The organism is Clostridium sp. UBA871 (genome assembly GCF_002295255.1).
Lineage (GTDB): Bacteria > Bacillota > Clostridia > Clostridiales > Clostridiaceae > Clostridium_J > Clostridium_J sulfidigenes.
In genome coordinates this window covers 23,549-45,304 of sequence record NZ_DBFV01000004.1, presented here as the reverse complement: position 1 = coordinate 45,304, position 21,756 = coordinate 23,549, and the positions used below count along the sequence as shown (strand labels likewise).

Here is a 21,756-nt window from a genome sequence, read left to right as displayed (position 1 = left end):
AAATTTAAATTATTTTATATTTCTTTGTCTTTAATTTGATTTTGAAGTTTATTTGAAAACCCTGTTGCTATCCCCGTTATCAAACCACTAAATATGAAGAATACATTAGTAGGAATATCTATCAAATATATACCTATAATTCCAATAATTATCTGCAATACAAAAGCAGAACATACTACTAAAAAAGGTTGCCATTTCTTGTCCATTTTTATTTTTGCACTAATTTTATCAGTTATGGCATATTCCTTATCAAAGTTATGGTAAACTATCATACTTAACATCAATGGTACTAATATAAATGATGATTTTATTAATGAATCTAACATGCCCTTCTCCCCTTTAAATATGGCTATTTAGATGTATAAATCTTAATGAAATATCTTCATTAAATTATACACGTAAAAATATAATATTTATTTTGCTAATACCATTGACTTATCTCACTATTAATACTATACTGAATAAGAAGCTTAAGGAAATCTCTTAAGAACTTAATATCGCGGGATGGAGCAGTTGGCAGCTCGTCGGGCTCATAACCCGAAGGTCGTAGGTTCAAGTCCTGCTCCCGCAACCATAAAAGATTCTATATTTAATATAGAATCTTTTTTATTTATGAATTATATTTAAGTCTAACTTCTCAATTTAAACTTAGTGGTATAAATGATATAATTGTAATGTTATGCATTGTAATTTAGTTTAAAAGTTAACTATGAGATTTTTAAGTGTTCATAATGCTAATTTTACAAAATGGAAATTGCGGTATTTTATCAGGGAATTTACTATTTTTATGGAGAGTGATATATTAATGAAATTTATAGATATAGAAAACTGGAAAAGAAAAGACCACTATAATTTTTTTAAGAGCTTTAATTACCCACATTTTAATATTTGCGGTAATGTAGATATTACAAAATTTTATAGTTATATTAAAGAAAATGAAATCCCATTTTTTATATCCTTTGTATATGTAGCTACAAAAGCAGCCAATGATATAAAAGAATTTAGATATAGGATAAGAGAAGATAAGGTAGTTGAGCATGAATATATAAACCCTGCTTTTACTGTAATGGTACAAGATGAAGTATTTAGTTTTTGTAGAGCAAAATTCATAAATGAGTTCAATGATTTTAAAATTAGTGCATCTGAAGAAATAGATAAAATAAAAAATAATATCATTATTAAAGATGAATCTGATTGTGATGATCTCTTATATATGACCAGTATTCCTTGGGTTTCATTTACTGGTGTAGCCCACCCAATTCAGATGAATCCTGTTGACAGTATTCCAAGAATAGCCTGGGGTAAATACTTTGAAGAAAATGGTAAAGTTAAGTTGCCACTGTCTGTTCAGGTACACCACGCCTTAGTTGATGGCTTACATGTAGGACAATATTTTAGTGTAATTCAAGAGATTTTAGATAATCCTTCAAAATATTTATAAAACATGTTAAAGGAGCTTTTCAAAAGCCCCTTTAATTTCCTTATTGTAAATTCCTATAATATTTAGGATATCTATTACTTTTATTCTTATTACAGATATTTATTGCCTTTTCCTTATTAAGTGGAAGTATCCCTTCTGATTGCTTAAATACTTCCCTATTTACTTTTTGAGCAAAGCATCCAATTTTAGGCTTGCCTATATGATTTTTCATTTCAATCCATAGTTTTTTTACAGATTCTTTTTTTACATTTCCAAAGTTCATAGGTACAAAATCACAGGGATATAATTCTCCCGAAGCACTTATATAGGAATGTTGATTTCCTGCTCCACAACCAAATTTTAATTCACTTTCTGTATAAGCAAAGGTACTTATCTTAGGTAAATCACTTCTTTTATTTGCCTTATGTTGCAATTTTATAAGCTTTTCTCTATCACTTTCACTATACATTACACTACTTAATTGTTTTTCTGTTAAAAGATTGCCACTTAGGATAGGTTCAAGTATCTTAACTTCATGGGCCCCATTATCCTTAGCAAATTTAAATAACTTAAATAACTCTTCCTCATCAAGATTTTCTTTCAATATAACGGTTTGTGCCATTACATATAACCCTGCTTTATTTGCATTTCTAAGAGCTTCAATAGCATAATCAAAGGCATTTTCATTATTTCTATTTTTATTGTGTACATCTTTTTCATAAGAATCTAAACTTATTCCAATGCCAAATAGACCACTATCCTTTAACTTTTTTGCTTTTTCATAGCTTAGATTAAAACCACTGGTAAATAAAATAGATGTACTTCTATTATCTATACTTCTTACTATATCAAATATATCTTCACGTGCCATGGGCTCTCCTCCTGTAATTCCAATAATAGGAGTGCACATTTCTTGAAGCTCCTGTATAACCTTAATCCATTGTTCCTTTGTTAACTCTTCTCCTAATTGTCTACTTTTTGCACTACAATAAACACAATTATTAGGACATTTATGTGTTATACATAAATACATAGAAATAGGTGCAGTTCTCTCTGCATAGATTTGCTTTGTAAATATGTTTTTAGACCCATCAACTGCTAGTACATTTTGTACAAAGGACTTAGATGGAAAGGGTGGTAAAAATGTACTCAGTATATACTTGTCCTCATGCTTCACTAGTTTTTCACCCTTTATAAAACTTCTCATCATTTTTATATATTTTAATAGATTAAACTGCTTATCTTCCCTTAGAATATTGTAAATGTCAAATATACTCCTTATAACATTTTTATCAATAGCCATTTGAGACATGATTTTTAAATTATTTATGCTCATCCATTTCTATTCCTTTCTAAATACCCCATAGGCAAATTTATGATTTATTTCATAATCTTCATTTTTATATTTCTCTTTCTTTATTTTTTCCACTATAAGAGGTTCAACTTCATTATAATCATTAAAGATCTTCTTAGTGCCTGCCAATGCACCAGTTATATTTAACCACTCCATAAGTTCCTCTGGCTCCTTAAATCTAAAAAACACTTCACCTTCATCTACTTCTAAAACCTTAAAATTGTACTGCCTGCACCATTTAACTAAGCCTTTCTTCCCCTTTGGTAAATTTAATCTTATATCCATAGGTTTAATTACTTCCTTTTCCTTCTCTCTCATTACTTCTAGAAATATTTCTTCTATCTTATCTAAAGTTCCATGAACATTTGTAATTATAGCTAATATACCCTGGGGTTTTAAAGCATTATTAAAGAGCTTAAATAATTCATGATGATTGAAATAAGAAAGTGCCCAACCAAAAAATATCACATCAAATTTTTCATTAGATTTTTTCAAAAATTCAATACCATCACTATTAATAATAGTAACCTTATCCTTATTAACAGCGTTTAACTTCTCAAGCATTTTACTTGATTGGTCTACAGCTGTGATTTTATATTTTTCAGATTTATCTAAAAGACCCTTAGTTATATATCCTGTTCCACAAGCAAAATCTAGTATTTTCAATTCCTTATTTGGATCTATATACTTTGAATGAATAATATTATCAGAATGTGTTCCCATTTCTTCGAGCCAATGATTATAGGTATCAGAAACTTTATCATACTCTGCTCTATAATCTTCTTTGCTTACAACTTCTTTTTTAAAGAGTTTATAGCCAACCTTTAAGTAAAATACCATTTTATTTATCATATTTTCTCACCTACAAATATAAAATAATAGCCCTTATCATAAACTTTACTTATATGAAAATGTTCTTCAAGCAAAACCTTAATTTCATCTTTAGTTCTAAAAAACAATCTTCCAAAGAGAATAAATTCAAATAATCTTAACAACCTGGTTCTTATATGATTTTTATGGAAATCCATAATAACTATTTTTCCACTATCCTTTAGTATCCTACTTATTTCAGCAATGAGCTCCTCTTGTTCTTTGATATGATGAAAAACATCACTCATTATAACTGTATCTATAGAACCGCTGTGAAATGGCGTACTTAAAGCATTACCTTTTATAACTTTAACATTACCTCTTTCCTCTACTCTTGAAAGCATCTTCTCACTTTCATCAAGGACATATACAGTGTTACAGCTATTACAAATATGATTAGCCAAAAAGCCAGTGCCTCCCCCTATATCTACAACCACTTCATCCTCATTAATACCGGCTGCATCTTCTATATCTTTAATCTTATATAAGTTAAAAGTAGCCATAAACTTATCATAATATTTATAAACCTTATCAAAATCCTTAGTATTTCCCATAGACACCCTGCCCTTCAGCATGAAAAATATTTACTAAATATATTATAACATTCTTACACCAGCTATTACACAACAATTAACTTATAAGGTAATCAAAACCTTTTATTAAAACTCTGTTTAAAAAACATATCATAATGCACAAATTCAATATAATAAAACTTAGTTATCACTTAGTAGTATAAATACTTTTTAGTTGACAATATTATAGTAAACAACATTTTTAACTTTAAAGTTGATACTTTGAAAGGAGAATACCATGGGAAATCAAAACAACAATGAAAATAACCAGATAAAAAATGCAAAAGAGAAACAACTAGATGAATTTAAAGTGGATAACCAAGGAAAAAATCTTACTACAAATCAAGGTCTTACAATGTCACAGGATGAGTTTTCATTAAAGGCTGGGGATAGAGGGCCAACTTTAATGGAAGATTTCCATTTCAGAGAAAAAATTACTCATTTTGACCATGAAAGGATTCCAGAAAGAGTTGTCCATGCACGAGGTACTGGAGCACACGGAGAATTTCAATTATATGAATCAATGAAGGAATATACTAAAGCAGGATTTTTACAAGATCCTTCTATAAAAACTCCTATATTTGTAAGATTCTCTACAGTAGCTGGATTTAGAGGCTCTGCAGATACAGTTAGAGATATAAGAGGTTTTGCAGTAAAGTTTTATACTCAAGAAGGCAATTATGATATAGTTGCAAATAATATTCCTGTTTTCTTTATTCAAGATGCAATTAAATTCCCTGATTTTGTTCATGCAGTGAAACCTGAGCCAGATACGGAAGTTCCTCAAGCCTCTAGTGCTCACGATACCTTTTGGGACTTTGTTGCAAATAATCAGGAATCTGCTCATACTGTTATGTGGGCTATGTCCGATAGAGCAATTCCGAAAAGTTACCGTATGATGGAAGGCTTTGGCATACATACCTTTAGATTTATTAATGAAAGTGGTAAATCTACTTTCTTTAAAGTGCATTTTAAACCTGCCCTTGGAGTCCATTCTTTAGTTTGGGATGAAACTCAAAAAATAGCTGGAAAGGATCCAGATTTCAATAGAAAGGACTTGCAAGAAGCTATCAATACAGGCAATTATCCGGAATATGAAGTAGGTGTACAATTATTGCCAGAAGATAAAGAATTCAGTTTAGATTTTGACATACTGGATCCTACAAAAATTTGGCCAGAAGAGGATATTCCAGTAAAGATTATAGGAAAAATAACCTTAAATAAAAATGTAGATAATTTCTTTGCAGAAGTTGAACAAGTGGCATTTCACCCCGGTCATTTAGTTCCAGGAATTGATTTTACAAATGATCCACTACTCCAAGGTAGGTTATTCTCATATACAGATACTCAACTTACAAGACTAGGTGGACCTAACTTCCATGAGATTCCTATAAACAGACCTGTAGTCACCGTCCATAATAATCAAAGAGATGGACATTCAAGGCAGACAATAAATACTACTAATGTGAGCTACCATAATAATTCATTATCTAACAACACTCCTAAAACCCTAGGTGAAGACCAAGGTGGTTTTGCTAATTACCAAGAAAAGGTAGAAGGAAATATAGTTCGCTCACGAAGTAAAAGTTTTGAAGATCATTTTTCTCAAGCAGCAATGTTTTATAATAGCATGAGTGATGTGGAGAAAAAGCATATCATTGATGCATTTAAATTTGAACTTTCTAAGGTAAACAATAAAGATATTAGGCAACAAATAATTGATATGTTTGGTAATGTAAATATTAACATGATGACTCAAGTAGCACAATATCTCGGAGCTAACCTTCCTAAAGGTGAAGCATCAAAATATAACAAAGTATCACCAGCACTGAGTCAAGAAAATACTATTAAAAAATCGGATACATTAAAAGTTGGAATAATATTATCAGAAGGATATAATTCAGATGAATTTAACACAATGATAAAAGCTTTAAACGCAGCAAAAACTATGCCAGAAATAATAGGTTGTAACTTAAGCCCAATAAAGGGTTCTGATGGCACAAGTCAGCTACCTAAACATTCCTTGCTATCTGCAGACCCCGTACTGTTTGATGCTATCTGCGTTCTTGGCTCAGGCAATGTTGACCCTGACTTCAAAATGCGCACTAAGATGTTTATCGAAGAAACCTATAAGCATTTCAAGCCAATTTTAGTTTCACAATCAATGACTATGCTATTAAAGCCAGAGATGAAAGATCAACCTGGAGTTACAGTTGGGGATTCTAAGGATAAGTTTACAAATAAATTCATAACTGATATTTCAGCTCATAGACATTGGGATAGAAATATTACTATATAATAGATATTTTATTAAACTTGCAGCAACAGCATTCCATATGTGTTTTGATATTTCTAATTATATAACAACATTTGACTATGTTTAGCCAAATTTTCATCTAAAAAAAGATGCAGTTTAGAATTACTGCATCCTTTTATTTATTTAGGCATCAATTATTAAAGATCGTTGTATATCTCCATATTATCTATACATTCTTGAACAAGTCTATCTATATCCAGTATACTTTCAGAATTTCTTATTAAGTCCACTCTAGGTTTTATTTTTGGATGCTTTGGTACAAATATTGTACAGCAGTCTTCATAAGGAAGTATAGATGTTTCATAGGTTCCAATATCTCTAGATATATCCATGATATCTATTTTATCCATGGCGATAAGAGGTCTAAACACTGGCCTATCTGCCACGTCATTGCTGACCATTAGTCCCTCCATAGTTTGACTTGCTACCTGGCCTATACTTTCCCCGGTGGTTACAGAGTTTATATTATATTTTTCCGCTACAGCACAGGCAACTCTCATCATAAATTTTCTCATTATTATAGTAAGCTCATTCTCAGGGCATTTTTCTATTATATCCATTTGAATATCAGTGAAAGGTGCCACGTAAAGATTGATTTTCCCAGTGTAGCCCTTTAGTAATCTTGCCAAGTCCTTTACCTTTTCTTTAGCTCTTTCACTAGTGTAAGGATGGCTGTGGAAATAAATAGCGTTTAATTCTACCCCACGTCTTGCCATCAAATATCCAGCAACAGGAGAATCTATACCACCAGAAAGCATAAGCATAGTACTACCATTTGTGCCGTAAGGCATTCCTCCAACAGCTTTTACCCTTTTAGAATATACATATGCCCTTTTTCTTACTTCCACATTTATTATTCTTTGTGGTTTATGAACATCTACCCTTAATCCTTCTACAGCGTTTAATACTACAGCACCAATTTCACGACTCATCTCCATAGAATTTAGAGGGAAGGCTTTATTTGCTCGATTACTTTGAACCTTGAAGGTAGTTTCTCCAAAATCCTCAGCTTCCACAACCGCTTGAGCACTGATAGCTTCCATAGTAGGTTCTACTTCAGTAACTAAACAAACTTCAGAAACGCCAAAAACCCTTTTTACTTTTGACATTACCTCCTCCAAATCTTCACTATAGAGGAACCACCTTCCTTGATCGCTTATAAATTCATAGCTACATCCCTTAAGTACTGAATCTATATTCTTCATGAGCTTTTTTTCAAAGATTCTTCTATTTAATCCCTTTAAAAAAATTTCCGATGCATATTTAATAAGTAATAGTTTTCTCATATTATTTTCTCCTTAAAAATTTCAAACTTTTTTCTAGTACTTCTATAGTGTAATCTACTTCTTCTTTTGTATTAAACTCATTAAAGCTAAACCTTATGGTTCCCTTTGTTTCCTGAGTATTAAGGCCTATAGCTTTAAGCACATGGCTATCTCCTTGTTTCTTTGCGGAACAGGCAGAACCAGTAGATACATATATTCCCTTTTCCTCTAAAAGATGTAGTAGTACTTCGCCTCTTACACCTTTAAATGAAACACTTAAAATATAAGGACTGAAGCAATCCTCACAAGGACTGTTTATCACTATATCTTTTATATCTCTAAGTCTTTCTATAAAATATTCTTTAAGCTCACTTACCTTTGAATAATTAAGTTGAACATTATTATATATAATATCTGAAGCCTTTACAAAGCCTATAATACCTGGTAAATTTTCTGTGCCTGATCTAAAGTTTCTCTCCTGTCCACCACCGCTTATTAAAGCCTTAGGATTAAATCCTTTTTTTATGTAAGAAAAACCAACTCCTCTAGGACCATGAATTTTATGTCCACTGACGGATAACAAATCTATTTGAGCTCTTTTTACATCTATTTTAAACTTTCCATAGCTTTGGACCGCATCTACATGGAACTTAACTCTAGGACTTTTTCCTTTTATTAATGTCCCTATAGCTTCTATATCCTGTACAACTCCCAGCTCATTATTAACATGGATTATGCTCACTAATCTAGTGTCACTATTTATGCTGTTTTTTAATTCTTCTAGAGATATACGACCCTTATTATCAACCTTTAAATAAGTAACCTTAGTCCCTGCTGCCTCCAAATCCCTGAAGGTATTAAGTACGCTAGGATGTTCAATTTCACTAGTTATTATGTGCGCACCTACCCCAGTAAAACCTTTTACTAAAAAATTATTGCTTTCACTTCCACCAGAAGTAAATATTATTTCATCCTTGGTACAATTGATAGTCTTAGCTATTTTATCTCTTGATTCATTAAGAGCTATTTCTGCCTTAAGGCCTAAACCATGAGCGGATGAAGGATTTCCAAAATTATTTTTCATTGTATGTACCACAGCATCTATTACCTCATCATAAGGCTCAGTGGTGGCACTATTATCAAAATACACTTGCATAAAACCACTCCTAATCTATTATTCTACTTATTATATCAAATAATTCCTCCACCGCAACAAACTTTTGAAAAAAGTGTGATAGAGCATTAATATTGGCACATTAAATAGTTAGAGAAAAGACTACCATAATTTTTTAAAGCAAAAAACTGTAATAAGATTACATCTTATTACAGTCTGAAAATAATGTGTATTTTCATAATAGATAGTTTAGATATCTCTCCTATTGAAAAATATTTCTCCATAATAGACCTCTTTGTAATGACAACCATATGAGTTATAACTTACATACATGCCATTGTTATATTATAATTTCGAAATCCAAATTTCAGCATCTGCAATATTCTTAAATGTTCTGAAATGATTTCCTTTGTTAGCTTCCATAATCATTTCTTTAAATCGCTCATTAAGCTTTTCTTCATCTTCAATAATAACAGCGACTTTTACATTGTAGTTTATAAATTTTTGCAATGCCATGCCTGCGAGTCCAGTTTTAAGATTAAAGAAGTCTTCAGATAATACATTAGAATGCAGTATTATTGTATAAATGTCATTTTCCATACATTTAGATATGTAATCTAGCACATCTTGCTCTGAAGAAAGTTTCCTCAAATCAGAAACAAATTCAATATATTTATTGTTATTTTTGTTTACTACTCTGTAATTCAAAGTATTCACTCTCCTTATAAATTGGTTTGTTCCACAAGCATAGAAATTGAACTTAGCATACCTTCAATAAAGCTTACATTTCCCCATAACAAAACCCTTAGTCTGTTTACTTTTTCATCATATTTCATATTAATTGTTGATTTTTCCATTCCGGAATCTTTACAATTCATTAGTGCTATAAGAGTATTTGATATTCTAAAATATTCTTCTTTATCTACATCATTAATATCCACAACAGTAGATACATTTACCTTTTGCTTTATAGTATCTTTCACTTCTCCATTAGTAACAAAATCAATATTTGACTCTTCACTAATCTTTTTATTATTAATACTAACATTATTTTTTTCCATAAAAACACTTAAATCATGACCTGAAATTCTCCATTGCTTTCCAACTTTATTTGCTCCAAGCTTCCCTTCTGTTATAAATTTTCTTATAGTTTTGTGATGCATACCTAATATTTCTGCGATTTTATCTATTGTATAAAATTGATTTTCCATAAAAATCTACCCTTTCAAAATTAGTTTATGATTAAATTATAATAGTTCTCTTTACACTTGTAAAGTATTTTGTTGTATTTTGTTTAACTTTATTGTATTTTGTTTCTATTTGTTCAGCTTTTTATTTTATTTACATATTGTAAAATACCTATTTACTTATAAAATTTTTAACTTTTGATGACTCTATCAACTATTTGAGCACAAAACAAAAACTCTTAGCATTACTTCGGAGGATTTTATTAATGTATTTTATCAACTATTATTTTGAAATTGGCAACTATTTTTTTCTATATTCATAGGGTGAAATACCATAAAAAGTTACAAATGCACGTGAAAAATATTTCTGGGATGAATAATCTAGGTACTTTGAGATTGTGGCAATAGGTTTAAGAATAGTAGCCATCAGTTTAGTAAACTGATGGCTATCATAATAGTGAAATATTTGTTATTTATATAAAATATGAGCTGTCATTAAATAGTTGAATTTATATCCAACCCATTCACTAACATTAATTGCATGTTTGTTTGCAGGATGATGACATACAATCACCCTGTCAAAATTAACAGTCTCGAATAATCTCTTATACATAGATGCATAAAGCCATTTTCCTAAATTCCTTCCCCTATAGGATCTTTTAACTCCAATCATAAATTGGTAAGGAAAACCAGGGTCGTTATTATTGACAGATACATTTGATTTAGCAATCATTTCATTATTTGAGTTAAAAATCATATAACAATTATGAGTTATATTTCTTTTCTTATTAGACTCATTAATTTGCCTTTGTTTTTCAGGATTTATAATAAACTGTACATACCCCTCTTCCATAACATCCGGCATATCTTTCATAGTTTCTGTAAACAAATCACAATATTGTTTGATATAGCTCTCTGAGATGATATCAGTATATTTAATAGAAAGATCTGAATTTTTTGCTTCCAATTCTTTCATGAATTTATTAAGCATGTCTATATCAATGTCTTCTCTTTTTAAAGTGTAATAATTAGCCCTTAAGCTTACCTTATTATTGTATTGATTCATTAATTCATTTAATTCATAATTATATGTAACCATTACAATTTCACCATGTTGAGCTAGTTTCTCTTGAACCAATTGATTTATAGCCTTAATCATAAGTTCATCAATTGATAAATCGCATAAAGTGATGTTTAATTTATATTGTTCATTTCCATTACAGTCAGCAGCCTTACCACAATTAATCATTCCACAAATTAAAGAATTCTTTTCAAGTACAAATAGCTCATTATCACTTCCATTAAAAGACGATAAATATAGAGCTTTATAGTCATCATTACTTTTATATGGGTCTAAAAAATTATATTTTTTTGTTATATTCTTATTGATTAAATATAAGTTTTCAACTTCATCTGCTGTCAAATTATTGGAGTCAATTTTATAAATTTTATACATCATCTCTACCCTCCACATTTTTGATTTTTACCAATATATAACATTTTAGCATACTTATTTGAGGTAAACAATACATTTTGTAGATCAAATTTACTATACCCTTACTTTAAAATAATTTTACTAATATAAATAGAAGTTAACATCTCTCAGCAAAAAGTACCACCACCTATAAATAACTATTTAAGCCATTACAGGTGGTGGATGTGATGTTATATTTATTATTTACTTATTGCTTTAAACGCTTCTGTTTGTGATTTTATACCTTTTTCCGCTGCAAACCTTTCAATGCTTGAAGCACCAAAGAAACCGTCAATTCCTTCTGTTTTTTCTATTACATATGCAGCATCTTCTGGCTCCGCAATAGGTCCGCCATGACAGATTACCATAATATCAGGGTTAACTTCTCTTCCCGCTTTAATAATAGCTTCAATTCTCTCTACACAGTCATCAAGTGTAAGTGCTGTTTGTGCTCCTATTGTACCTTTTGTAGTCAATCCCATGTGTGCAACTAATATATCAGCACCAGCTTCTGCCATTGCTCTTGCTTGATCAGGGTCAAATACATAAGGAGTTGTAAGCATATCCAGTTCATGTGCTTTTCTTATCATTTCAACTTCTAAATCATAACCCATTCCAGTCTCTTCTAGGTTCTGTCTAAATACACCATCAATTAACCCTACTGTAGGGAAGTTTTGAACCCCTGCAAAACCTTGTGCTTTTAATTGCTTAAGAAAAATCTCCATTACTCTGAATGGGTCAGTTCCACAAACACCAGCAAGAACTGGAGTATTTTTTACAACCGGAAGTACTTCTGCTCCCATTTCAACTACAATCTGATTAGCATCTCCATAGGATAGTAATCCTGCGAGAGAACCTCTTCCTGCCATTCTGTATCTGCCTGAATTGTAAACTATAAGCATATCTGCTCCACCAGCTTCACTGAATTTAGCCGTAATACCTGTACCAGCTCCTACACCTAATAATGTTTGCCCATTTTTAACCTGTTCTTTGAACTTTGTCATAATTTCGTTTCTTGTCATTGTATTCATCAATAAAGCCTCCTTCTATTATTTAAATTTATTATTCACTATTTTTTCATCATATCTATTAATTTTTGTGCTGCTGCTTCTGCAAACTCTACTTCGTTAATAGCGCAATTCATTTCTACTACTTCTACAACATTTCTGTTTACACCATTTTTTAATATATTAAATAATACTTCATCCTCTTCTGGACCGTAAAAAGGCTGACCTTCTACATCAATAGCAGATACTCCTTTTAGAGGTATGAATAAAGCTGTTTTTCCTTTAGCTAGATTTAATTTTTCAACTAGTCTCATACCAATTGCTTCATTTCCCTCTTTGTTTGTTCTCATAAGCGTTACTGAAGGGTTATGTTTATATAAGTTACGTGTTATAAACTTCTCAGGAACTGTTTCATATGGTCCAAAATTACACATATCAATGGCACCTACTGATACAACCTGTGGTATTTGATTTTTGCCTGCTGCCTCTAAACGATGAGGTCCTGCATTTAAAACACCACCGATAACTTCATCTGCCCATTCTGTGGTAGTAAGGTCTAATACGCCTTCAATAAAGCCTCCATGGATAAGTGCTTCCATTGAACGTCCACCTACACCTGTTGCATGAAATACAAGAACTTCATAACCTCTCTTTTCAAGGTATTCCCTTGCAGCTGTTATACATGGAGTTGTTACGCCGAACATAGTTGCAGCAACTAATGGCTTTTTCTCTACGACTTTTGTATTTTCAAACTTAAGCATACCTGCAATTGCAAATACTGCATTTGTAAAGATCCTTGTTGAAATCGAGTTAAGACCTGCAACATCCACCACAGAAGGCATCATAATAATATCGCTGGTACCTACATAAGGTTCAGTATTGCCTGAAGCAACCGTTGAAACCATAACCTTTGGCACACCTATAGGCAGTGCCCTCATAGCTGGAGTTACCAATGAAGTTCCTCCAGTTCCACCAAAGGATATAATACCATCAAACTTACCCTGTTTATATAATTCGGGTAATAACTTCTCCATGCCTTTTGATAATACTTCTGTTGCTAATGCCCTATCTTTTTTGGAAACTAGAGTTTCTATGTCTGAGCCTGCTGCCTTTGCAACTTCATTGTTTGATACATCTGGTTCAAAAGCTGGCTCAAATACACCGGTATGAATGGTAAAAGTACATAAACCCAAACCTTCAATTAGTTCTTTTACGTATAAATATTCAGTGCCTTTAGTGTCAAATGTTCCTGCAATAGCGATTGTCTTCATTTCTTTAATCTCCCTACATAAATTTTCTTTTATCTAGTCTGTACAATATTAGATAAATGACTAAGATAATCGTCTTATAAAACGTATGATATTTATAAGTTAATCATACTTTTTTCATCTCTTTATGTAAACGTTGCTATGTACTATATTTTTGTGTTTATGTCATATTTCTAAATTTATATTGTTTTGGTGAACATCCCTTATACTTTTTAAACATTTTGCTAAACTGCACATAATCTTTATAACCAACTAATGATGCTAAGTCTGACAATTGGATATTCTCTTTGTTTATAATTTCTGCTGCTTTATTTACACGAAATTTAACTAGATACTCTGGAAAACTACAACCAACTTCTTTTTTAAATAAACTGCTTAAGTATCCTCTAGATATATGAGCTACTTTGGCTAAATCTAGAAATGAAATATCATTCATATAATTTTGGGCAACGTACTCTTTTACAAATTCAACATAATTATAGTGCTTTGTAATGCCATCTAACATTTTAATCATTAAATCATCTTCATCTAACTGAGTTGAAACTTTAAAAGCCTTTGTTATGTTTGTAATGAACTTCTCCGATGGAATTCTTTCAAATGTTGATCCCCCTATATATCCCATTAAGTCTTCAATATTACTATACATGTACTGAACATCAATTGGTGTTTTTACAGGTCCACCATATATTAATTTAATAACCTGTGGCTTTAACTCATTACATCTATTAAATATCTTTTCTGCTTTAACCTTTGCAGCTTCTAGTGAGAAGACTTTTTTTGCTCCCAACAATCCTCCTCCTGTTAGACCTAAATGTACGCAAATAACGTCAGCACCTGCAATAATCATCTGCTCTGCCTGTAATTCATTAAATACAAAGGCAACTGTAAACATGTCTTTTTCATTGGCTATTCTTATTGCTTCTACTTCAATTAAATAATTACATCCTTCTTCTTCAAGAGCTTCACCGAACTGACTGTCTATAAGTCCAACTGTAGGATAGTTATTAATACCTGAAAAGCCCATATCCTTTATTTTATCTATGTAACTTTCCATATTCTTTAGAGGGTCCGTTGCATTGAATCCAAATATAATAGGCATATCTTTTACCAATGGTATTATCTCTTTTGAAGCAAAGTCCATTACCATATCATTGCTATTACAAAATGGTAAATAACCTGCCAATGAACTTCTCCCCATTTGCCGAAATCTACCCGAATTTAACACTAAAATAAAATCAGCTCCCCCCTTTTCAGCATATTTTGCCGTCATTCCTGTACCTGTTGCTACACCAATAATATGATTTCCATTCTTTATTTGTATATTGATATTCTCTAATAACTTTTTTCTTTTCATACTTTCGAACCTCTTATTTTTTCATTAAACTCTTTATAAAGAAACAGCCCGGATAAATTTCAATGGTAAAGGCTTTTTTTCATTAACATTACTTCACTACGATAACTAAACACGCCCTCTTCATTTTTTAAATAGTATATCTTATTTATTCATTTATATCTCTCCCAAATTTATATAATCCTCAATTTTTTCATGTAAGGTCTTATCTGGATATAGAGACATGATACTATCATCATCTATCAATTTATAATATCGAGTTGAGTAGCTAACACTAAATTTACTATTTGGTAAAACAAATCTTAATATCTCCCCATAACAATTAGGTTTTCCTCCTGAAGGTTCACCCCAAATAACACAGTTTGTCTCAAATTTGAATTCATAAGCATTAAGTAATCCTGAGGAAAAAGTCTCTCTTCCTATTATTATTTTTAGCCTTTCCTTATTGTTAATTCTAGGATTATTCTTTATATAGCATAATAACGATCCTAATAATCTAGAATCACCACCAAGATTATTTCTTAAATCTATAGTGATTTTATCAATAGAATTTTTCTCTATATAGTCTATAATCTCTGTTATTTTTGTGCTAATTGTTTTATTTCCGTCTTCCCTGCAATAATTATACTTTATGTAAAGTTCCTCTTTATCTTCTAAATATTCATACCACAAATTTTCATTAGGTCTTCTTGCATATAAAGGTAATTGACTATCTAAGTATTTTAATTCATTAATATTAACTGTTTTAACTTTAACTGTATTGTGTTCTGTTGTTATTTTTATATTATCCACAGAATCTGATATCAATAATCCATATAAAACTTCTGCAACCTGCATATACTTCATACTCTGAGCCTTAAAAAAATATTCATTTTCAAAAGATATGATTTCTGAAAGTTCATGAAGAATTTTATCCATGCTAACATCCTCAATTGCTATAACTTTCTTAAATAATAAGTTCTTATAAGCTTCACTAGTTCTTATAATATAAATCCCATCCTCAAACCAATAAAACATAATAGGCAAATACTTATTAGCAGGAAATGCAACTGATGTATGGGCATCTCCAATCGAGGCAATCACCCTTGAAATCTCTACCTTCATCTCTTCATAATCAAAGTCACCTATCATTGACTTTAATTTATCTATCCTACTATCAAACTCTTCCCTACTTATATTAAAAAATAAATTTTTATGCTTTTCTATGAGATTTTCCCTCAAAAACTCAATATCTTCTACCCATTTTTCTTCCCATTGACTTTTCATAATATCACGCTCACCTCTTTATTTATGTCCCCTTAGTAAATAATTTCTAAATTAATCATGTTACTAAGACTTTAACATAAAATCTAATGCTTAAACAATTATATTTTAAAATATGATTCCTATATTGAATCACATTTTTACTCCATTGTCACATCTTTTTATTTAGGTATACTTAATCTAACTTTCAAAATAGGAAAACCCCTGAAACCCGCATGGCTACAACAAATAGTTAAATAGTTAAATAGGTTCATATATTTATAGTTTAATAGTTATCTATATAAATAGCTTAATATATTCCTATGTATATATTTGAACTAGCTAAAAGTATAATTTTTTTCAGATGTAAAATTGGTTTTTAAAATGAATAGCTTCATTAGAATTTTAACTAAATGTTTTAACATAATATTGAATAGCGTAAAAAATCCACCGGTTAAACCGTTGGATTTTTATTAATTTGCTTAAAATTTGGATTTTAGATATAGTCTTAAACTACTTCTAATAAGAATACCGAATATTTATTTCTGCATGTACAGTAGTTAAAGAAATTATTTGATTTATAGCTGTTGCGTATTATAAGAACTTATTTATTATTACAGATTATCCACTTTATTTCTATTAGCAACCACAACTCCTACAAGTGGATGCAATCTGTGTACTTCAACAGTAAAATCAAAATTTAAAAAGCAATTTTTTAACTCTTCCACGCTGGATGGAAAATCTACTTCTGGTCCATATCCTACTAAGGAAAATTCATCCTTATAATCATTAGGATTTTCAAAAAACATTAAATCACCAATAATAATACTTTGCAAATTTTCTCCACCTATATTAATCATTTTTTCTATTGCTTTTTGCTTATATATTGTAGTTAGATGATGTAATGCATAATTAGAAATAATTTTTGTAATACATTTTTTTCGTAAATCTACACTTAATTCAGGCTCTTCAAATGTTCCTATATATAGTTCAATATTATGTGCTCTTTCATTTTCTATATTTTCTTTAGCTTGTTTAAGCATTCCATCACTAATATCTACACCAATTGCTAATTTTATTTTTCGTGATAGCTCAATAATTTGCTTTCCAGTTCCACACCCTAAATCAAGTACAATATCATTTATGTTAGGTTTAATCAATTCATTTATTAGTTCTGCAGTTTTAGACCTCCAGTGATAGCTGTCCGTAACATATTGTTTACTTGCGTCATTGAATCTTTGTTTTGCTCTTGTTTCCATATTCGTTATCTTGATAATATCAATAAGTTGTTGAACTTCCAAAAAACTATTATTTTGTATTTGCTTTTCGGCTTTATTTAGAGCAGTAATAACTGTCTCAATATGTTTCTTCTTTTCCTCTAATGCTCTTGTTTGAACACTTATTATATTCTCTATATTTTGATTCTTTTCATTTATAAGTTGTTTTATTTCTTCAAGTGGCAAACCAATAAACTTAAGAGTAATAATCTGTTGTAGCTTGATGAAATCTTCATCACAATAAATTCTATAACCAGCTTGCGTTTTTAAAGATGGCTGTAACAGCCCAATCTTATCATAATGAAGCAATGTTTTTACAGTTACCCCTGATCTTTTAGCAAACTCACCAATCTTCAAGATTCACACCCCTTTCAATATTATTTTAAATCCTAACCTTTGGTTAGAGTCAATACTGATTGTTATAATTTATTAGATACTTCACATACTCCTACTATTGTTCATTAGATTATAGTTCTGTATCATAGTTAAGCAGTTTTAAGAATTTATTCATTTTCATTCCTTTCATCTAAATAAACTGAAAGATATGCTCCTATTCTTCCATTTGGAGCACATTCATCCATAAGGCCGAATTCTGGATCGTAAAATTTTCCATTATAATAAACTACCCAATGACCATAATTAGGAAACCATACTAAAAGAACGCATAGATGCGGTAAATGAATTATTTGTATATACATAAAAATATGCGCCAGTTTAAGTTTATTACTAAAACTGACGCTTTAAATTTTTTTATTATTCTAGATTAAGTTTATTCTTCATAATGTAGTTAGTTATACAGAATAAAATTGTGAAGAAAATTAAACAAACTATAATTCCACAAAGTATTGCATAGTGTGCAGATAGATAAATAAAACTATCACTTGCAACTAATATAGTCATACCTATTCCTATTATTGATTGTTGAGCAATACTTAATATCATAAATCCAGCAAATCCTCCTAATAATTTTTTTGATTTAAACAACTGACCTATAGAAAGTGATGCATAAAGCATCATAATTTGATGAGCTAAAGATACAATTCCAAATATTGTAAATTCTATTATACCGAAAATATTTAATCCAATTTCAGAGTAAATATTTTTAAATTCTCTAATTGCTTCTTTTAATACCCCTGGTTCATAGGCCATTACAAATATAGATGTTGCAGCTATGAAACCACTTATTATAGTCCATACCATAGATACTACTAATTTATTAACTATATTTTGAGAACTTTTTACTGGGATAGTATTCATTAAATATCCTTCATCACCAAATAGGTTTTTATAAAATCTTTGTACAGTTATAAAAAGTGTTCCCACAAAAACTGCCACCATAGTTACGAAATATCCTATCATTGTTATAATGGCAGGAATTCCACCTAAAAAATCCATATTTACCTCAGCCATATTAGTTCCAATAAATATCTTATTAATAATTGAAAATCCAAGCAAAGCTCCATAAAGAGGTAGCATTATTCTGCCTGTAGCCTTAAATTCATATTTTATTAATTTTCTTAGCATCTAAATACCTCCCTAAATAATTCATCTACTGTCTTTCCGCTACTTTCTCTTATTTCATCTACACTTTTTTGTAGCATTATTTCTCCATTTGATATAAAAACAACATCATCGAGAACTTTCTCTATATCTGCTATTAGATGAGTTGAAATTACTACAGTTGCATTTTCGTTATAATTGCTTATTATAGTATTTAAAATATAGTCCCTTGCTGCTGGGTCTACCCCTGCAATAGGCTCATCTAAAAAGTATAACTCTGCTTGCCTACTCATAACTAAAATAAGCTGAACCTTTTCTTTTGTTCCTTTTGATAAGGTCTTAAGCTTAACATTTGATTCAATATTTAACTTGCTTAGCATATCATAGGCTCTCTTTTCATCAAAATCCTCATAGAAGTCTTTGAAAAAATTTATAATATCAGATACCTTCATCCAATCATTAAGATAGGTTCTTTCAGGGAGGTAAGAAACTATTTTTTGAGTTTCTATGCCCTGAGAAAGTCCCGCTATCTTTACTTCTCCCGACGTTGGCTTTAACAACCCATTAGCTAGCTTTATTAAAGTCGTTTTACCACTACCATTAGGACCTAAAAGTCCAACTATTTTACCTTTTTCTAAAGTTAAATTAATACCTTTAAGTGCTTCTTTATTGTCATATTTTTTAACTAATTCCTTACACTGAAAAATTGGTTCACCCATTACTTCATCTCCTTTGCCATTTTCCCTAGAAATTCCATGATATCCTCATTACTAAGTCCTAAACTTTTCATACTCTTAAGAAAATTTACTGCTTGGTCTTTAGCTATATCCAGTTTAATCTCTTTTATCATATCTATATCCTCCGTGATAAATCTTCCACTAGTCCTTTGACTATAAACAAACCCTGACCGTTCTAACTCTGCTAAAGCCTTTTGTATAGTATTAGGATTAACTGATGCCTCTTCAGCAAGCTCTCTTACCGTTGGAAACTTTTGTCCTGGCTTGTATTCTCCTGAAATTATCTTTAGTTTAATCTGCTCAATTAATTGAATATATATAGGCCTTTGGTCCTTAAATTCCCATGCCATCTAATCACCTCTCTTGTATTATTGTGTTGTTGTACTAACATCTTAATACAATAATACAACTTGAAAATATTCTTGTCAATAGTTTTTTACATAAATATCAAAAATAAAATCCAGAGGAAGTTTAATCTTTCTCTGAATTTTAATCTTTACTTTATAATATATAAATTTATATAGTTTCAATCTCAACTTTTATTGCTGTAGCACCTTCTAGTTGAATCCATTTTAAATTCGCCTTGAATTCTGTAGTAACCTTATGTAAATTACATATATTTTCTATAACATAGGATCCTTTATTTTCAACATATTTATCTATTGCTACGTGATCTTTTCCATGTTGTATTCCACTTAGATCAATGCCTATTAATTTTACATTACAGTCTAATAATCTATCTATAAGCTCATTAGTTAAATATGGACTAGGCTTAGAATTAAAATACTCATCACTTCCATATCCATAGGTTTCTAAGTAACCCGTTCTAAATATTACAAAAGAACCTGCTTTAATTGATAAGTTTTCTAATATGTTAACGTCTATAATATCTATTTTCCTAGCATCTATTACCTTAACATCTATTTGTGGTGGTAATTCTATATTGGATAGATTGTAGCAATCTATATGAGTTCCTATATGTTGCCTTTGGTGTGTCGGCTGTGAGTCTCCCCACTTTAATATTTCTACCGGAATGTTAAAATCTGTTAAGTGTAAATTCATATTATATTTCTCCTTCTGTTTCTATTAGTTCGTCTAAATAACTATTAAATCTAATCAAGAAATTAGTTATAATTTTTTCTTCCTTCTTATCTACATTTTTAAAAAATATCCTATTTCTTGCTTCCCATTGCTTATGCTTTATTTCATGATATTTATATAACTCTTCACCTGACTCCGTTAATTTGAAATATATCTCCTTATCATTATTAGGATTTTTATATTTATCAATAAGATTACTATTAAGAAGCTTTTTAGTTATCTTACTAATAGCACCTCTTGTCATATTCATACTTTGGGATATTTTAGTAACATTGGGATTTTCTATTTTCCCTATTAAATCTATACAGTGTATTTCTGAAACCCCATAATTTTCATATTCACTACCCAAAGCCAACTTACCTAAAATCTCTTCCTTTTCATATATTTCTTTAAAACTTTTCATAATAATATTGATATTATCTACTTTAAACACCTCCATATTGTTTCCTTGTAAACAATACTATCATCTTTTTGTTTCCATGTCAACAATTTTGCACAAGTACTAATTTACTATTATAATTCCATTATTAATATAATTTAATAAAAGAAGCCATAAGCATAATTCTTCTTATAGCTTCTTTTAGGTCATTTTATATATTTTAGTAAAACCTCATCTAATTAAAAGCTCTACTCCTTATTAATTTTTATACTAGCCTTTATATACTTTTTCTATATCTAACTATAAAAGTACATTATTAAT

23 protein-coding genes and 1 tRNA gene are annotated in these 21,756 nt (G+C 30.2%); 3 read left to right on the top strand and 21 right to left on the bottom strand.

What is annotated here, in order from left to right:
- Positions 1 to 14: 14 nt before the first annotated feature.
- Positions 15 to 326: a hypothetical protein gene (locus B3086_RS06080; protein WP_346892952.1), complete on the bottom strand. Its 312-nt coding sequence runs from the start codon at positions 324 to 326 to the stop codon at positions 15 to 17.
- A 172-nt stretch (positions 327 to 498) separates the two neighbouring features.
- Here B3086_RS06080 and B3086_RS06075 point away from each other — a divergent pair.
- Positions 499 to 574 (top strand) — tRNA-Met (locus B3086_RS06075).
- A 231-nt stretch (positions 575 to 805) separates the two neighbouring features.
- On the top strand, positions 806 to 1,441 hold the full coding sequence (locus B3086_RS06070) for a chloramphenicol acetyltransferase (RefSeq protein ID WP_346846906.1): 636 nt from the start codon (positions 806 to 808) through the stop codon (positions 1,439 to 1,441).
- 40 nt (positions 1,442 to 1,481) lie between these two features.
- Here B3086_RS06070 and B3086_RS06065 read toward each other — a convergent pair whose 3' ends face one another.
- Genes B3086_RS06065 through B3086_RS06055 form a run of 3 tightly spaced genes read right to left on the bottom strand, consistent with a single transcriptional unit; the run spans position 1,482 to position 4,198 of the window.
- Entirely contained in the window at positions 1,482 to 2,756 is a 1,275-nt protein-coding gene (locus B3086_RS06065) for a radical SAM protein (protein ID WP_346846685.1), read from the bottom strand.
- A gap of 6 nt (positions 2,757 to 2,762) precedes the next feature.
- Positions 2,763 to 3,626 carry a methyltransferase domain-containing protein gene (locus tag B3086_RS06060; RefSeq protein WP_346846684.1) on the bottom strand — a complete coding sequence of 288 codons (864 nt, stop codon included), beginning with the start codon at positions 3,624 to 3,626 and terminating at the stop codon, positions 2,763 to 2,765.
- Positions 3,623 to 4,198 (bottom strand): class I SAM-dependent methyltransferase, encoded by a 576-nt coding sequence (locus B3086_RS06055; protein ID WP_346846683.1) that lies wholly within the window; start codon positions 4,196 to 4,198, stop codon positions 3,623 to 3,625. Before B3086_RS06055 ends, B3086_RS06060 begins: the two co-directional genes overlap by 4 nt.
- 256 nt (positions 4,199 to 4,454) lie before the next feature.
- Between B3086_RS06055 and B3086_RS06050 the strand changes: the two genes are divergently transcribed.
- Positions 4,455 to 6,515: a catalase gene (locus B3086_RS06050; protein WP_346846682.1), complete on the top strand. Its 2,061-nt coding sequence runs from the start codon at positions 4,455 to 4,457 to the stop codon at positions 6,513 to 6,515.
- Positions 6,516 to 6,670: 155 nt separating this feature from the next.
- Here the strand turns inward: B3086_RS06050 and thiI are convergent, their stop codons facing one another.
- From thiI to B3086_RS05970, 17 genes are all read right to left on the bottom strand, one after another.
- On the bottom strand, positions 6,671 to 7,819 hold the full coding sequence (gene thiI, locus B3086_RS06045) for a tRNA uracil 4-sulfurtransferase ThiI (protein ID WP_346876874.1): 1,149 nt from the start codon (positions 7,817 to 7,819) through the stop codon (positions 6,671 to 6,673).
- Position 7,820: 1 nt separating this feature from the next.
- On the bottom strand, positions 7,821 to 8,954 hold the full coding sequence (locus B3086_RS06040) for a cysteine desulfurase family protein (RefSeq protein ID WP_346846680.1): 1,134 nt from the start codon (positions 8,952 to 8,954) through the stop codon (positions 7,821 to 7,823).
- A 303-nt stretch (positions 8,955 to 9,257) separates the two neighbouring features.
- A complete protein-coding gene (locus B3086_RS06035) occupies positions 9,258 to 9,620 on the bottom strand; it encodes a DUF4180 domain-containing protein (RefSeq protein WP_346846679.1) in 363 nt (120 codons plus the stop codon).
- A 14-nt stretch (positions 9,621 to 9,634) separates the two neighbouring features.
- Positions 9,635 to 10,123: a helix-turn-helix domain-containing protein gene (locus B3086_RS06030; RefSeq protein ID WP_346846678.1), complete on the bottom strand. Its 489-nt coding sequence runs from the start codon at positions 10,121 to 10,123 to the stop codon at positions 9,635 to 9,637.
- A gap of 277 nt (positions 10,124 to 10,400) precedes the next feature.
- A complete protein-coding gene (locus B3086_RS18025) occupies positions 10,401 to 10,526 on the bottom strand; it encodes a hypothetical protein (protein WP_414632272.1) in 126 nt (41 codons plus the stop codon).
- Between the two features lie 42 nt (positions 10,527 to 10,568).
- Complete coding sequence (locus B3086_RS06025; protein ID WP_346876876.1) at positions 10,569 to 11,558, bottom strand: GNAT family N-acetyltransferase; 990 nt, start codon at positions 11,556 to 11,558, stop codon at positions 10,569 to 10,571.
- 215 nt (positions 11,559 to 11,773) lie between these two features.
- Entirely contained in the window at positions 11,774 to 12,604 is an 831-nt protein-coding gene (locus B3086_RS06020; protein WP_346846676.1) for a phosphoenolpyruvate hydrolase family protein, read from the bottom strand.
- Positions 12,605 to 12,642: 38 nt separating this feature from the next.
- Positions 12,643 to 13,851, bottom strand: coding sequence for a Tm-1-like ATP-binding domain-containing protein (locus B3086_RS06015; protein WP_346892950.1), 1,209 nt, complete (start codon positions 13,849 to 13,851; stop codon positions 12,643 to 12,645).
- 157 nt (positions 13,852 to 14,008) lie between these two features.
- A complete protein-coding gene (locus tag B3086_RS06010; protein WP_346846674.1) occupies positions 14,009 to 15,202 on the bottom strand; it encodes a phosphoenolpyruvate hydrolase family protein in 1,194 nt (397 codons plus the stop codon).
- Between the two features lie 153 nt (positions 15,203 to 15,355).
- On the bottom strand, positions 15,356 to 16,465 hold the full coding sequence (locus tag B3086_RS06005; RefSeq protein ID WP_346892948.1) for a peptidase S41: 1,110 nt from the start codon (positions 16,463 to 16,465) through the stop codon (positions 15,356 to 15,358).
- Between the two features lie 590 nt (positions 16,466 to 17,055).
- Complete coding sequence (locus B3086_RS06000) at positions 17,056 to 18,075, bottom strand: MerR family transcriptional regulator (protein WP_346876879.1); 1,020 nt, start codon at positions 18,073 to 18,075, stop codon at positions 17,056 to 17,058.
- 146 nt (positions 18,076 to 18,221) lie between these two features.
- On the bottom strand, positions 18,222 to 18,416 hold the full coding sequence (locus tag B3086_RS05995; protein ID WP_346846671.1) for a hypothetical protein: 195 nt from the start codon (positions 18,414 to 18,416) through the stop codon (positions 18,222 to 18,224).
- Between the two features lie 55 nt (positions 18,417 to 18,471).
- Complete coding sequence (locus tag B3086_RS05990) at positions 18,472 to 19,242, bottom strand: ABC transporter permease (protein WP_346846670.1); 771 nt, start codon at positions 19,240 to 19,242, stop codon at positions 18,472 to 18,474.
- Positions 19,236 to 19,937 (bottom strand): ABC transporter ATP-binding protein, encoded by a 702-nt coding sequence (locus tag B3086_RS05985; protein WP_346846669.1) that lies wholly within the window; start codon positions 19,935 to 19,937, stop codon positions 19,236 to 19,238. The genes B3086_RS05990 and B3086_RS05985 overlap by 7 nt, the downstream gene beginning before the upstream one ends.
- A complete protein-coding gene (locus tag B3086_RS05980; protein ID WP_035135482.1) occupies positions 19,937 to 20,305 on the bottom strand; it encodes a GntR family transcriptional regulator in 369 nt (122 codons plus the stop codon). Before B3086_RS05980 ends, B3086_RS05985 begins: the two co-directional genes overlap by 1 nt.
- 166 nt (positions 20,306 to 20,471) lie before the next feature.
- Entirely contained in the window at positions 20,472 to 21,017 is a 546-nt protein-coding gene (locus B3086_RS05975; RefSeq protein WP_346846668.1) for a cyclase family protein, read from the bottom strand.
- A 1-nt stretch (position 21,018) separates the two neighbouring features.
- Complete coding sequence (locus B3086_RS05970) at positions 21,019 to 21,489, bottom strand: MarR family transcriptional regulator (protein ID WP_346846905.1); 471 nt, start codon at positions 21,487 to 21,489, stop codon at positions 21,019 to 21,021.
- Positions 21,490 to 21,756: the final 267 nt, after the last annotated feature.

Excerpts from the sequence above, each read along its gene's own strand:
- B3086_RS06080 (WP_346892952.1), bottom strand. The coding sequence starts at position 326 with ATGTTAGATTCATTAATAAAATCATCATTTATATTAGTACCATTGATG.
- B3086_RS06070 (WP_346846906.1), top strand. The coding sequence starts at position 806 with ATGAAATTTATAGATATAGAAAACTGGAAAAGAAAAGACCACTATAAT.
- B3086_RS06065 (WP_346846685.1), bottom strand. The coding sequence starts at position 2,756 with ATGAGCATAAATAATTTAAAAATCATGTCTCAAATGGCTATTGATAAA.
- B3086_RS06060 (WP_346846684.1), bottom strand. The coding sequence starts at position 3,626 with ATGATAAATAAAATGGTATTTTACTTAAAGGTTGGCTATAAACTCTTT.
- B3086_RS06055 (WP_346846683.1), bottom strand. The coding sequence starts at position 4,198 with ATGGGAAATACTAAGGATTTTGATAAGGTTTATAAATATTATGATAAG.
- B3086_RS06050 (WP_346846682.1), top strand. The coding sequence starts at position 4,455 with ATGGGAAATCAAAACAACAATGAAAATAACCAGATAAAAAATGCAAAA.
- thiI (WP_346876874.1), bottom strand. The coding sequence starts at position 7,819 with ATGAGAAAACTATTACTTATTAAATATGCATCGGAAATTTTTTTAAAG.
- B3086_RS06040 (WP_346846680.1), bottom strand. The coding sequence starts at position 8,954 with ATGCAAGTGTATTTTGATAATAGTGCCACCACTGAGCCTTATGATGAG.
- B3086_RS06030 (WP_346846678.1), bottom strand. The coding sequence starts at position 10,123 with ATGGAAAATCAATTTTATACAATAGATAAAATCGCAGAAATATTAGGT.
- B3086_RS18025 (WP_414632272.1), bottom strand. The coding sequence starts at position 10,526 with ATGGCTACTATTCTTAAACCTATTGCCACAATCTCAAAGTACCTAGAT.
- B3086_RS06025 (WP_346876876.1), bottom strand. The coding sequence starts at position 11,558 with ATGATGTATAAAATTTATAAAATTGACTCCAATAATTTGACAGCAGAT.
- B3086_RS06020 (WP_346846676.1), bottom strand. The coding sequence starts at position 12,604 with ATGAATACAATGACAAGAAACGAAATTATGACAAAGTTCAAAGAACAG.
- B3086_RS06015 (WP_346892950.1), bottom strand. The coding sequence starts at position 13,851 with ATGAAGACAATCGCTATTGCAGGAACATTTGACACTAAAGGCACTGAA.
- B3086_RS06010 (WP_346846674.1), bottom strand. The coding sequence starts at position 15,202 with ATGAAAAGAAAAAAGTTATTAGAGAATATCAATATACAAATAAAGAAT.
- B3086_RS06005 (WP_346892948.1), bottom strand. The coding sequence starts at position 16,465 with ATGAAAAGTCAATGGGAAGAAAAATGGGTAGAAGATATTGAGTTTTTG.
- B3086_RS05995 (WP_346846671.1), bottom strand. The coding sequence starts at position 18,416 with ATGTATATACAAATAATTCATTTACCGCATCTATGCGTTCTTTTAGTA.
- B3086_RS05990 (WP_346846670.1), bottom strand. The coding sequence starts at position 19,242 with ATGCTAAGAAAATTAATAAAATATGAATTTAAGGCTACAGGCAGAATA.
- B3086_RS05985 (WP_346846669.1), bottom strand. The coding sequence starts at position 19,937 with ATGGGTGAACCAATTTTTCAGTGTAAGGAATTAGTTAAAAAATATGAC.
- B3086_RS05980 (WP_035135482.1), bottom strand. The coding sequence starts at position 20,305 with ATGGCATGGGAATTTAAGGACCAAAGGCCTATATATATTCAATTAATT.
- B3086_RS05975 (WP_346846668.1), bottom strand. The coding sequence starts at position 21,017 with ATGAATTTACACTTAACAGATTTTAACATTCCGGTAGAAATATTAAAG.